At 57.1% G+C, this 13079-nt stretch carries 14 protein-coding genes; 3 read left to right on the top strand and 11 right to left on the bottom strand.

Annotated features, from left to right (window positions below):
• Positions 1–11: 11 nt before the first annotated feature.
• From GRX64_RS07035 to flhA, 6 genes are all read right to left on the bottom strand, one after another.
• Positions 12–800: a protein phosphatase CheZ gene (locus GRX64_RS07035; protein WP_166265208.1), complete on the bottom strand. Its 789-nt coding sequence runs from the start codon at positions 798–800 to the stop codon at positions 12–14.
• Between the two features lie 21 nt (positions 801–821).
• Positions 822–1205, bottom strand: coding sequence for a chemotaxis response regulator CheY (gene cheY, locus GRX64_RS07030; RefSeq protein WP_166265205.1), 384 nt, complete (start codon positions 1203–1205; stop codon positions 822–824).
• A 159-nt stretch (positions 1206–1364) separates the two neighbouring features.
• Positions 1365–2105, bottom strand: a complete 741-nt coding sequence (locus tag GRX64_RS07025) for an RNA polymerase sigma factor FliA (RefSeq protein ID WP_166265202.1) — start codon at positions 2103–2105, stop codon at positions 1365–1367.
• 99 nt (positions 2106–2204) lie between these two features.
• On the bottom strand, positions 2205–3017 hold the full coding sequence (locus tag GRX64_RS07020; protein WP_166265199.1) for a MinD/ParA family protein: 813 nt from the start codon (positions 3015–3017) through the stop codon (positions 2205–2207).
• A gap of 69 nt (positions 3018–3086) precedes the next feature.
• Positions 3087–4364, bottom strand: coding sequence for a flagellar biosynthesis GTPase FlhF (flhF, locus tag GRX64_RS07015; RefSeq protein WP_166265196.1), 1278 nt, complete (start codon positions 4362–4364; stop codon positions 3087–3089).
• Between the two features lie 57 nt (positions 4365–4421).
• Positions 4422–6590 (bottom strand): flagellar biosynthesis protein FlhA, encoded by a 2169-nt coding sequence (gene flhA, locus GRX64_RS07010; RefSeq protein WP_166265193.1) that lies wholly within the window; start codon positions 6588–6590, stop codon positions 4422–4424.
• A 225-nt stretch (positions 6591–6815) separates the two neighbouring features.
• Between flhA and upp the strand changes: the two genes are divergently transcribed.
• From upp to GRX64_RS06995, 3 genes are read left to right on the top strand one after another with little or no spacing between them, the layout of a single operon-like run.
• Positions 6816–7454, top strand: a complete 639-nt coding sequence (gene upp / locus GRX64_RS07005; RefSeq protein ID WP_166265190.1) for a uracil phosphoribosyltransferase — start codon at positions 6816–6818, stop codon at positions 7452–7454.
• 2 nt (positions 7455–7456) lie between these two features.
• Entirely contained in the window at positions 7457–8710 is a 1254-nt protein-coding gene (locus GRX64_RS07000) for a uracil-xanthine permease family protein (protein WP_166265187.1), read from the top strand.
• Positions 8694–9575, top strand: coding sequence for a class I SAM-dependent methyltransferase (locus GRX64_RS06995; RefSeq protein WP_166265184.1), 882 nt, complete (start codon positions 8694–8696; stop codon positions 9573–9575). Before GRX64_RS07000 ends, GRX64_RS06995 begins: the two co-directional genes overlap by 17 nt.
• A gap of 7 nt (positions 9576–9582) precedes the next feature.
• Here GRX64_RS06995 and flhB read toward each other — a convergent pair whose 3' ends face one another.
• From flhB to fliO, 5 genes are read right to left on the bottom strand one after another with little or no spacing between them, the layout of a single operon-like run.
• Positions 9583–10719, bottom strand: coding sequence for a flagellar biosynthesis protein FlhB (gene flhB / locus GRX64_RS06990; RefSeq protein WP_166265181.1), 1137 nt, complete (start codon positions 10717–10719; stop codon positions 9583–9585).
• Complete coding sequence (gene fliR / locus GRX64_RS06985; RefSeq protein WP_166265178.1) at positions 10719–11501, bottom strand: flagellar biosynthetic protein FliR; 783 nt, start codon at positions 11499–11501, stop codon at positions 10719–10721. The genes flhB and fliR overlap by 1 nt, the downstream gene beginning before the upstream one ends.
• Positions 11502–11506: 5 nt before the next feature.
• Positions 11507–11776 (bottom strand): flagellar biosynthesis protein FliQ, encoded by a 270-nt coding sequence (fliQ, locus tag GRX64_RS06980; RefSeq protein WP_166265175.1) that lies wholly within the window; start codon positions 11774–11776, stop codon positions 11507–11509.
• Positions 11777–11803: 27 nt separating this feature from the next.
• Positions 11804–12562 carry a flagellar type III secretion system pore protein FliP gene (gene fliP / locus GRX64_RS06975; RefSeq protein ID WP_166265172.1) on the bottom strand — a complete coding sequence of 253 codons (759 nt, stop codon included), beginning with the start codon at positions 12560–12562 and terminating at the stop codon, positions 11804–11806.
• A complete protein-coding gene (fliO, locus tag GRX64_RS06970; RefSeq protein ID WP_166265169.1) occupies positions 12559–13077 on the bottom strand; it encodes a flagellar biosynthetic protein FliO in 519 nt (172 codons plus the stop codon). Before fliO ends, fliP begins: the two co-directional genes overlap by 4 nt.
• Positions 13078–13079 lie beyond the last annotated feature (2 nt).

The following is a 13079-nucleotide window of genomic DNA, read 5'->3' as shown; positions in this document are numbered from 1 at the left end:
CTTACCCTCAATTAAAATCCGAGACTGGACAGCAGGTCATCCACATCGTCCTGTCCGGATACAACGTCCGCACGTTCTGCGGCTCGCATCTGTGGCCCCTCACCTTTCTCCGGGGAGGTTTCTTCTTGTTTTTCCAGCTCGTGAACCGTGCCAGTCAGTTGGTCAACATGACCCGCCATCACAACCAGATTGAGCAGGTGCTCTTCGACTTCCTTAACCAGCGTGGTGACTTTATGAATCACCTGACCGGTCAGATCCTGAAAATCCTGTGCCAGAAGAATCTCCGACAGGCTGCCATACATCGCCTCGGCGTCATCGGCTACGGTGATGAAGTAGTTATCAATTCGGGTATAAAGCTCGCGGAATTCCGCTGGTGCCATCTCTCGGCGACGTAAACGCTGCCAGTCATCACGCAAGGACCTGGCTTGGTCGCGCATGGCATTGACACGCGGCATGGCGTCTTCAACCAGATCCATGGTGCGATTGGCCGCCTTGCTGGTCATCTGAATGACGTATTCAAGCCGGTCAGAAGCATCTGTCATCATCGACAGCGCTTGCTGTTGCTCTTCATTCTGGGGGTCTATCTGAAAATTACGTATGGCCTCGTGCAAACTGCGGGTCAGTCGCCCGACTTCAATATAGAGGCTTTGATCGCGGACCTCGCTCAGGTCATTGATAACGCCCATGGCCTTAACGTAATTACCCGCCTCCACATGCTCCATTAACGCGGTGGCCTGCCCGCGAAGCTTATCAGTGATCTCGGAGTCCAGTTCTGTCTGGTTTTTTTTGATGTTGCTCATGAGAGCGTATCCGACTGATTGTTACTGGATGCGTTCAAAGATTTTTTCAATCTTCTCTTTGAGCACAGCGGCGGTAAACGGTTTGACCACGTACCCATTCACACCTGCCTGAGCCGCAGCTACGATCTGATCGCGCTTGGCTTCGGCCGTTACCATCAAGACCGGTAAAGTCTTTAGTGCGTCGTCCGCTCTGACTTCTTTGAGAAGGTCGATACCCGACATACCGGGCATGTTCCAGTCCGTCACCAGGAAGTCATACTTGCCGCTTCTCAACATCGGCAACGCTGTATTGCCATCATCTGCTTCGTCAGTATTGGTAAAACCAAGATCGCGCAGCAAATTTTTAATGATCCTGCGCATTGTGGAGAAATCATCCACAATCAGGATTTTCATGTTTTTGTCCAAAGGGACCTCCCGTAAATAAAGCCCGGAATTACCGTCAATTCGTGGCCCTGTCACCCAGGGACGTGGTTTTTCGTAGTCTGGCAGGCTGCCAGATCTACACCGCTCATTGTCTTGTCTCTGGCGCCGTTGTAAAGCGCCTGTTACCAAAATCTACAGATTTCAGGACGGGTCGTGGGACCAGTCCGACAAGCGTGCGCGGAGTCTCAGCGCCGCCTGGCTGTGGATCTGACTGACCCGGCTTTCACTGACACCGATCACCGCGCCGATTTCCTTCAGATTGAGTTCATCCTGGTAATACAGACTTAGAACCAATTTCTCCCGCTCCGGCAGCTCGCTGATAGCGCCGGCCAGGCTGGCTCGGAACGCGTCCGAGGTAATGCCCTCGAGCGGATTATCCGATGCCTCTGGTTCTTCTATCGGCAGCTCGCCCGATTCATTGAGCTCATCCAGACTAAAAAGACGTCCACTGCTGGCGTCGTTCAAACAGGCGTGATACTCGGCAAGGGTCATTTCGAGCTCGTCGGCCACCTCTGAGTCCTGTGCCTCGCACCCCTTTCGGTCTTCAACTACTTTGATGGCCCTGGCCACCCGACGGGCGTTTCGATGCACTGACCGTGGTACCCAGTCGCCTTTGCGAATTTCGTCGACGATCGCACCCCGAATACGAATGCCCGCGTAGGTCTCGAAGGAGGCGCCTTTGGTGGACTGATATTTTTGTGCAGCTTCGAGCAGACCAATCAGTCCGGCCTGCATGAGGTCGTCCAATTGCACGGACGCGGGGAGACGCGCCAACATGTGGAGGGCAATTTTTTTGACCAACGGAGCGTGGTTTTCGACAAGCGCTGCGGCTTGCCGCGCGCCAGTTTGATTATAGATTCCCAGGCCTTTCGCCAACGTCATGTATCCAGCTTACTGATAACAGGATTTGCGGAGCAGCGATCACATTGAGAGGCCATTCCGATCACGGTTTGCGATTTAAACAGCCCATCTGGGCCTAACTTACGCCTCGACAAGACGCTCCACAAAAAATTCCAGGTGGCCCCTCGGAGACGTCGGCAATGGCCAGCTATCCACCTTTTCAGCCAGCGCCTTGATAGCCAGTGAGGCTTTCGCGCGGGGGTAAGCGTCGAGAACCGCGCGCTGACGCTGAACCGCTTTTCTGACGGCTTCGTCGTACGGCACAATGCCTACGTATTGTAGTGCAACGTCCAGAAAGCGCTCGGTCACGCGGGTCAGCTTTTCGAAGAGGTGACGACCCTCCTGTTCATTACGGACCTGATTGGCGAGTATCCGGAAGCGGTTAACGCCATAATCCCGATTCATCAGTTTGATCAGGGCGTAGGCATCGGTAATCGACGTGGGCTCGTCACAGACCACAAACAACATTTCCTGAGCCGCACGAAGAAAATTCACCACGGAAGAGGAAATGCCCGCTGCGGTATCGATGATCAGCACATCAATCTGATCGCCGAGTTCACTGAAGGCATTGATCAGGCCCGCATGCTCCATGGGAGACAGCTGGGTCATGCGCTGCGTTCCGGAAGAAGCCGGTACGATTTTTATCCCTGCCGGGCCATCGACCAGTACATCCTTCAAGTCACAGTCACCCGACAACACGTCCGCCAGATTGCGGTTGGAGGTGATGCCCAACAGCACGTCAATGTTGGCCAGCCCAAGATCGGCGTCCAGAACCACCACTCGGCGGCCCATTTGGGCGAGTGCAATGGCGAGATTGACCGACACATTACTCTTGCCGACACCGCCTTTTCCACCGGTGACCGCAATCACCTGTACCGGATGTGCTTTGCTCATACTGGCTCTTGTCTCTTGACACGTTAAACCGGAACTCCAGCCCCTGACACCCTAACGCGCCCGCTTTCGTTACGCGCCTTCGGCCAGGGCCAACTCTCTCTGTACCACTTTAAGCTTTTCAACAGCCAGGCGCACCAATGGAATCGATTCGGCGCTGTGAAGATCCTGGGGCACTTTTTGGCCATCGGTATAGTAGGCTAACGGCAACCCGGTCTCCACGACAAAGCCCAGGGCCTCCCCCAGAGTCAACGCTTCGTCAACTTTGGTGATCAGACAACCCGCAAGTTTTGCCATCTTATAGCAATGCCACATGGATTTCATGATTCGTGGCTGACTCGTGGCTGACACCACCAGATGCGACTGAATACGATGGCGACTCTCAGCCAATTCAATCAGTTGCTCCTGATAACCTTTATCGGACTGGGTCAGCCCGGCGGTATCGATCAACACCAGATGCCGATCCGTCAGCTCTCCGAGAATGGCGTCCAGCGAATGGCTTTCATCCACCACCCGCACCGGTACATTCAGTATTCGCCCGAACACAAAGAGTTGTTCATGTGCAGCGACGCGGTAGCGGTCTGTGGTAACCAGTGCCAAAGAATCGGCACCGTGGCGCAAGACATGGCGCGCTGCCATTTTCCCGATGGTGGTGGTTTTGCCAGAACCGGTGGGCCCGACCAATGCAAAGACACCCCCCTCATCCGGCCATTCCGTCCGATTGGTCTTGATGCCTGACGCCAGCGTCTTCAGCGCCTTCTTCCAGCCCTCGTCCAACCGGCCCTTGCCATTATTCCTGGACAGTGCCGTGGCCAGGGTTCGGCTCAAGCCAAACTCCTCCAACCGCTCAACAAGGCGCTGCTGTGAGGCACCGGGGAGCTCCGGTTTCGGCGTATTGACTTCCGGACTGCGAGTATTGAACAGATCCCGGAGTGAGCTGATTTCAGCCCTCATTTCCGCCAACGCGGCCTGTGAGCCGCCGTCGAAAGCATGCTCTGCTGACATCGGCGCGGGCTGAGCCGTGATCGCCGCTGGCTGTGCCTGACGGCCTTCGGCCGCGCGCTGTTCGCGCACGTCGCGGATACGGTTCCGGGAGCGGCCCAGTTCGTCTTCCAGGCGTCGATGCTGATCCGCCTGCAACTCCGCCAGTCGCGAACCGTTGGTGGCCTGCGCTGCGGCGTTGCCCAGACGTTGGCGCGCCAGATTCTCGTCATAATCCAGGGCGGTCACGATTTCGACACCGCCGTCGACCCGACGATTGGAAAGAATCACCGCATCAGCGCCCATGTCCTCGCGCACACGCTTGAGGGCTTCTGCCATTGACGACGCAAAAAACCGTTTTACTTTCATGCTGACTCATCCTCCCGGCAACTGGTTTCAGCTACCAACCCTGCAAAGTGTCTCCGTTTATTGGCCAACGGACGCCACGATTGTAATTTGTTTGTTTTCCGGCACTTCCTGGTACGAGAGCACGTGTAGGCGCTCGATGCCGTAGCTTGCGAACTTAGCCAGTACCGGCCTGAGAGGCGCGGATACCAGCAAAATAGCCGGCTTGCCCAACATCTCCTGGCGCTGCACCGTGTCTTGCAGTGAGCGCTGTAATTTTTCAACCATGCTCGGTTCCAAAACCAGCCCGATGTCATCCTGACCGCCAGATTGTTGACTCTGTTGCATAGACTTCAGCAATAACTGTTCCAACTCCGGATCCAGGGTAATCACCGGGATTTCGGCCTCGTTGCCACAGATGCTTTGAATGATCATTCGGCGCAGCGCCTGTCGGGCGGCGGTGGTCAACAATTTTGGGTCCTGGCTCTTGGGGTGCACATTGACGATGGCTTCCGCGATGGAGCGCATATCCCGAATGGGCACCTCTTCACGCAGCAGGCTTTGCAATACCTTCAACAGGATGCTGATCGAGAGGGTAGCGGGGACCAGTTCCTCGGTCAGCTTGGGCGACAATTTTTCAAGCTGGTCCAGCCACTTCTGGACTTCCTCGTGCCCCAGCAGTTCATGGGCGTGCTTTTGCAACACTTGATTCAGGTGGGTGGCGACCACGGTGCTGGCATCGACTACGGTGTAGCCCAATGTCTGGGCCTGATCTTTCTTGTCTGGCTCAATCCAGCTGGCATCCAGCCCAAACGCCGGGTCTTTGCCTTCTATGCCCTCTATTTTTCCAAACACTTGTCCGGGATCAATCGCCAGTTCACGATCCGGGTGTATTTCCGCCTCCGCGATCGTCACGCCCATTAAGGTGATGCGATAGACATTCGGCATCAGGTCCAGGTTGTCGCGGATGTGCACCGAGGGCATCAGAAACCCGAGGTCCTGGGACAGCTTCTTGCGAACGCCCTTGATCCGGGTCAGCAATTGCCCACCCTGGGACTTGTCCACCAGCGGAATCAGGCGGTAACCCACTTCCAATCCGACAATATCAATCGTGGAGACGTCGTCCCAACCCAGCTCACGGGATTCGACTGGTGCCGGCAGCGCCTGCCCGGTCTCGCCGGCAGTCCGGGGTTCCGCCCCCGGCCCAACGGGCCTGGCACCAGCGCCACCGCGAGCCGGAAAAACGGCATCGTCTTCTTCCGTCTGCTGTTGTTTCTTCCATATCCAGTAAGCCAGACCGGCAGAAATTGTGCCCAACCCCAGAAACGCTACGTGGGGCATGCCGGGAATCAACCCCAGGATCAAAAGAATCGTGGCGGCAATGCCCAATGCCCGTGGCGCCGTAAACATCTGCTCGAGAATCTGGCCGCCCATGTCCTGACTGGAAGTAACCCGGGTCACCATAATGGCGGCCGAAGTCGATAACAGCAGGGACGGAATCTGAGCAACCAGGCCGTCACCAATGGTCAACAGGGCGTAATTGCGCATCGCCTCGGCAAAGATCAGGTCGTGCTGTAACATCCCGATTGCCACGCCGCCGAAGATGTTAATTGCAAGAATCAACAGGCCGGCAACCGCATCGCCTTTGACAAATTTACTGGCGCCGTCCATTGAGCCGTAGAAATCCGCCTCCTGGGCGATTTCCATCCGCCGGAACTTGGCCTCGTCCTGATTGATCAGACCGGCGTTCAAATCGGCGTCAATCGCCATTTGTTTGCCGGGCATGGCGTCCAGGGTGAACCGTGCGCTCACTTCCGACACTCGCCCCGCACCCTTGGTCACCACCAGAAAATTGATAATCATCAAAATCGCAAACACCACCAGACCGACGGCGTAGTTACCCCCGATCAACACTTCGCCGAACGACTCAATGACCTTACCGGCGGCGTCGCCGCCTTCGTGGCCATTCAGCAACACGATGCGGGTCGAGGCGACGTTCAAGGCCAACCGCAACAGCGTCGCCACCAGCAACACCGTCGGGAAGGCCGCGAACTCCATCGGCCGCAAGGCGTACACACAGACCAGCAAAATGACAATAGAGAGGGTGATATTGAAGGTGAACAACACGTCGAGCAGGAAGGACGGCATCGGCAATATCATCATTCCCAATAACGCCATCAGCATCAGTGGAATACCCAGATTGCCACTGGTCAGAGATTTGACGTTATTGAAAACTAAAGCGCGATCCATGGTTCGATGTTCTCCGCGCGGGCCCGTTCGTTGCCCGTTACTGGTCGGTTTTTTGACGCAATTGCGCCGACTCCCTGCTGCACCGCAAAAAACATACCAAGCTTACGCACCACCGCTTGGTCCGTGACGGGGTATTCAGGTTATATGTGACTGACGTGCCACTGGAGATGCGGTATCCTTGCGCACATTTACGCCCGTTTGTCCCAGCTACATCAAAGGTGAGCCATGCCAATTCTCGAGGTAAAACATCCACTGATTCGCCACAAACTCGGCCTGATGCGCCGTGCTGAGATCAGCACCAAGAACTTTCGGGAGCTGGCTCAGGAAATCGCGGCCCTGTTGACCTACGAAGCGACCCAAGACTTCCTGATGCAGACCGAGACCATCGAAGGTTGGGCCGGACCGGTCACGGTCGAGCGCATCAGCGGTAAGAAAGTCACCATCGTACCGATCCTCAGAGCCGGCCTTGGCATGCTGGATGGCGTGCTGAGCCTGATCCCAGGCGCCCGTGTCAGTGTTGTCGGCCAGGTCCGCAATGAAGAAACCCTGGAAGCCAGCACCTATCTGGAAAAACTGGTCGGGGAACTGGATCAGCGTTTTGCAATGATCATTGACCCCATGCTGGCAACCGGTGGCTCACTGATTTCAACCATCGATGTGCTCAAGAAGGCCGGCAGCACGGAAATTCGTGCACTGGTCCTGGTGGCGGCGCCGGAGGGTGTCAATAAAGTTCTGGAAGCACACCCGGATGTCTCGATCTACACCGCTTCCATTGACGATCGCCTGAATGAAAAGGGCTACATCCTGCCGGGACTCGGGGATGCAGGCGACAAAATATTCGGTACCAAGCAAAAGGATAATTAAGCATGCAGGATAACTCGCAGGAGCCCGTATGGCGCCAGGCTCTGGCAGGCTCCCAGATGTTGCTGGTGGCCTTCGGCGCACTGGTATTAATGCCCCTGATCACGGGCCTTGACCCTAACGTCGCGTTATTCACAGCGGGGCTGGGCACACTGCTCTTCCAACTTGTGACCGGCGGCCAGGTGCCGGTATTCCTGGCCTCCTCTTTTGCCTTCATTGCACCGGTCATCGCCGCCAAGGCAAAGTTCGGCCTGGAAGAGACCCTGGGCGGCCTGGCCGCAGCGGGCGTGCTCTATATGGTTCTGAGTGGCGCAGTGAGACTCAAGGGCACCGGTTTTATTAACCGGCTGCTCCCCCCAGTTGTTATTGGCCCGGTCATCATGGTGATCGGTCTGAGCCTGGCACCGGTTGCGGTCAATATGGCCTCTGGCCGGGCCGGCGATGGCAGTGCTGAACTGGTGCCTTACAACACCGCCATCATCATTGCGATGATTTCTCTCGCCGTCACTATCCTGGCCGCCGTGTGGGCGCGGGGAATCTTTCGACTGGTGCCGATCATGTTTGGCGTGGCGGTTGGTTATGTCCTGTCCGCATTCGCCGGCATTCTGGATACCACAGCCATCACCGAGGCCGCCTGGTTCGCCGTCCCCAACTTTGTGGCACCGGCCTTCAGCTGGTCGGCCATTGTATTCATGATCCCGGTTGCGATCGCCCCTGCCATCGAACACATTGGGGACGTTCTGGCGATTGGTAATGTCACCGGCAAAAACTACATCCAGAAACCCGGCCTCCACCGCACCTTGCTGGGTGACGGCATCGCCACCACCACCGCAGCAATGTTCGGCGGCCCACCCAACACCACCTACTCCGAGGTGACCGGCGCCGTCATGCTGACACGCAACTTCAATCCAAAGATCATGATCTGGGCTGCAGCCATCGCTGTGGTGCTGGCGTTTGTCGGCAAATTCGGTGCTGCCCTCCAGACCATTCCGGTGCCCGTCATCGGTGGCATTCTGTGCCTGTTATTCGGCTCCATTGCAGTGGTGGGACTTAACACCCTGATCCGTCATCAAGTTGATTTTTCGGAACGCCGCAACCTGATTATCGCGGGCGTGACACTGGTGTTCGGAATTGGAGGCATGGCCGTTGGCCAGGTGGAAGGCATTGCCCTGTGCGGACTGGTCGCCATCGCGCTCAATCTTGCGCTGCCAGGCAGCCAGGCCGCCTGGGGAGAAGCGACTCTTGAAGAGTCGTTCTGACAGCTCCGGCATCAGCTTCACCGCGCTCTATACGGGCGCGGTCTGGTGCCGCCATGGCCTTGCCGATGAGAGCCTGGCGACCACGCAGGGGCGCTTACTCTATGCGCTGATGACGCCCCTTGAGGCCGCCAGCCAGCGGATTACCGGCGGCAACATCCGGACCTTCCTGCTGCAACGGCACCGGATCATTGATCATCTTGCGGATCAGGCAATCGCGGCCGAAGGCATCACCCAAGTGCTTGAAATTGGCTGCGGCCTATCGCCGCGAGGCTTGCGATTACGGCAACGGCACCCGCAGCTGCACATGGTAGAAGCTGACTTACCCGACATGGCAGCCCGCAAGGCATCACGCCTGATGGCGACCGGGCACCTGGGGCCCCATCATCAAGTCACGCCGATCGATATTCTGGCAGAATCCGGTGACCAGACGCTGGAAGCAGTCGTGGCCAGGGTATTTGAGCCCGCTCGGCCGGTGATCATCATTACCGAAGGCCTGACCAGCTACTTTCCCTTACCGGTAATTGAACGTTTCTGGCGCCGACTGGGCGCCGTCATGGCCGAGCGGGCAGGCTCGCTTTATCTCTCAGAAACTTACCTGATACCGCCACAGCCGCTGCTGCGCGCGAGCTTAAACGCATGCGCACGGGTACTTGGGAGAATGACGAGCAGTCAGGTGAGCTTTCACTTCGAATCCGGGGAAGCTGCTGAAACGCACCTTCTCCGGCAAGGATTCCAACAGGTGACCGCGCACAATCCGGAACATTTTTACGGCAGACTGGCCATTCCGCAAAGCCGGGAAACACCGTTGATCCGAATTCTGGCTGCAAGTGGCCCAACAGGCCTTCCACCAGCCGATCGCGTTTGAGACAGCGTTAGATATCCCGGCGCAAATCGCTCGGGATCGGGAGTTCCGGCATTCCGGGTTTGGGTCCGCCCCCACGCCGAAACTGCCGGAGTTGAAACAGATAGGCCAGAACCTGGGCGATGGCCATATAGAGGCCGTCAGGTATCTCCCCGCCGATATCGGTGTTGTGATAGACCGCCCGGGTAAGCGGCGGTGTGCGCAGGATATCCACTTTGTGTTCGCGGGCAATCTCCATGATCTTGAACGCGGTTTCGTCCACGCCTTTGGCGACGACAATCGGCGCCGCCATCGAGGCCTGGTTATACTTGAGGGCCACCGCGTAGTGACTGGGGTTGGTGATCACCACGTCGGCACCGGGTACGTCCTGCATCATTCTGCGCTGGGCCATCTCCCGTTGCAGCTGGCGAATACGGCCTTTCACTTCCGGCTTGCCTTCCGAATCCTTGAACTCGTCTTTGACCTCCTGCTTGGTCATGCGCAGTTTTTTCTGATGGTCGAAGATCTGGAATGGAACATCAATAATCGCAATCACTATGGTGGCGCAAGCCAATAGAAAGAAGCTCCAACCCAGGGTCCAAAGTACGTGGGCCATCGCCGGAATCGCCGGTTCCTCGGAGATATTCAGCAGGTCCTCGGTACGAATATCGAGAATCAGCAGGGCGATAATCATCACCAGCGCCACCTTGGCGACGGCCTTCACCAACTCCATCAGGGACCGCATGGAAAACATGCGCTTCAGGCCCTTCAGTGGGTCCATGCGATTCAGTTTCGGTGCGATTGCTTTACCGCTGAACAGCAGGCCACCGATGCCAATGGGACCGATAAAGGCGGCGACAAACAAGACCAGCATGATTGGCGACAGCGCCGACGCCGCTTCCACGGCCGAATCCAGCAGGTGCAGGCTCATGGTCCGGGTGTCAAAAAGCGTCGCCCGGTCGAGCGTAAAGTTCTCCCGCATGATGTCTGCCAGGGCCTCACCCAAACTGGCCCCGAACATCAACAACCCACCCGCACCGGCCAGCAACACCGACATCGTAGCCAGCTCCTTCGAGCGCGCGGTCTGGCCCTCTTCCCGGGATTTTTCAAGTCGTCGGGGGGTGGCCTCTTCGGTTTTCTCCTGACTGTTGTCGTCATCTTCAGCCATTACGGTTGGCCCTGCAGTTGACGCATAAAAGCAAAGGTTTCTTCAGCGTATTGCTGGAAGTGCGGCAGGAAATTCGCCTGCAGCACCCAGATCGAAAACAGGCCGAACATCAGGCCAATGGGGAAACCGAGCGCGAATATGTTCATTTGCGGGGCCGCACGGGTCATGACACCGAACGAAATATTGACGATTAAGACGGCAGTCACCGCTGGCAACGCCAGCAGCATGGCCGAGACGAAGATCCAGCTAACGTGGTGAGTCAGTGCCCACAGCCCCTCTGAGCCCAGGCCATTCACGCCAATCGGCAGGGTCCGAAAACTCTCCAGAAACACCTCAAAGGCGACCAGATGGCCATTCATGGCTAGGTAAAGCAGGGTCACGGTAATGGAATAAAACTGCGACAACACCGGAACGGTCACCCCGTTTGCAGGGTCCGCCATGTTGGCGAAACCGAGCCCCATCTGGCTCGCGATCATCTGGCCGGCCACCACAAAAAGCTGGAACAGCGCAGTCAAAGTGAAACCCAACCCAATGCCAATGAGTATTTGCTGCAATGTGATCACCACGGCTTCGGCATTGAGGGCCTCAACGCGTGGTACGTCTCCCAGCAACGGCACGACCAGAAGCGTGATCAGCAACGCCAGGCCAAGCCGGATCCGGGCCGGTACCAGCTGAGTGCCAATAAAGGGAATCACCATCATGAAACTGGCGATGCGAAACAGCGGCCACAAATGCTGGCCGACCCATTGGCCGATCATGTCCGCACCGAGCTCAAAAGGCATGTGGGTCAACCAATGAGGAAGGGAATTCGGGAAAACAGGTTTGTGGCGTGGTCTATCAATTGAGTGAGCATCCAGGGGCCTCCCACAATGATGGCAATCAGGGTCACCAATAACCGGGGCAGGAAACTCAGAGTCTGCTCGTTGATTTGGGTCGCCGCCTGAAAGGTACTGACAATCAGGCCAACCACCAGACCCGGCCCAATGATCACGGCCGCCAACAACACAATCAGCCACAAGGCTTCGCGCATAATGTCGATTACGGTCTCCGGCGTCATGTCGCCACCCCTCCCTCGTTCGGGTCGCTATATGCCATAGCTGGCTGCCAACGTGCCAATGACCAGCGCCCAACCATCCACCAGCACAAACAGCATTATCTTGAATGGCAACGAGATAATGATCGGTGACAGCATCATCATACCCATTGCCATCAACACGCTTGCAACCACCATATCGATGATCAAAAACGGTATGAACAGTATGAAGCCTATCTGGAACGCCGTCTTGAGCTCACTGGTCACAAACGCCGGCATCAGAATCCAGAACGATACCGCCTCGGGCGTATCATACTGCTCGTCGGCAATGCGCATGAACAACGCCAGATCGTCCTCCCGGGTCTGGGCCAGCATAAACGTTCGAAAAGGCCGGGTGGCCAGTTCAACCGCTTCCATGGAGGACACTTCTTCTTGCAGATAGGGCTGCAACGCCAGCCGGTTGGACTCTTCAAATACCGGTTTCATGATAAATATGGTGAGAAACAACGTCAGCCCCAGAATGATCTGGTTGGACGGGGTCGACTGCAGACCCAAGGCTTGCCGCAAGATTGCAAACACGACAATGATGCGGGTGAACGATGTCATCATCATCAGCATCGCAGGCAGGAAGGTCAGCGCGGTCATCAACGCCAGGATCTGCAGGGTGACGGTGTATTCCTGAGCGCCCTCACCGTCGCCCGGGGTTACTTTAAGCGCCGGGATGCCGGGTATGTCCGCCAGCGCCGCCGGCGCAAAAAACACAGCCAACACCACCAGCACGCCGCTGTAGCGGGCCATCCACCGGATCATGACGCATCACCGGGTGGTTTAGCCGCGGCCTTCTCCGGTTTCCACTGACGCCCGATCATGCCCTGTAAGCGGCGCGCAAAGTCACTGTTGCCGGCGTCGCCCGGCTTTACCACCGGCTCATCAAACACATGCAGGGTACGAATGGTGGACGGAGTAATACCGAGTAAAATCTGTGTGCCCCCCACATCCACCAACGCGATCCGTTCACGGGTACCCAAAGCCATCACCGACACCACTTTCATGGCGCCGGAGTTCATACCACTCAGGCCATTCATGCGCCGGACCAGCCAGGCACAGGCGAAGATCAAGCCCAGCACCACCAACAAACCGATCCCCAGAGTCGCCATCGACATCAGGGTGTCGGGACCGGTGCTGGTTGCTGCGGTCGCAGTTTCACTGGGACTCAAATCAGCGGGTGTGTCCCCGGCTGCCCTGGCAGACAACAACAGCAGGCTCGCTGTGATCGCTGCCCGATAATGTCGACCTTGCCGGGATGGGGTAACGATAACCGCCATGG

It is taken from the genome of Marinobacter caseinilyticus, assembly GCF_011074955.1.
Taxonomy (GTDB): Bacteria; Pseudomonadota; Gammaproteobacteria; order Pseudomonadales; family Oleiphilaceae; genus Marinobacter; species Marinobacter caseinilyticus.
This window is presented reverse-complemented; position numbering and strand designations above follow the sequence as displayed.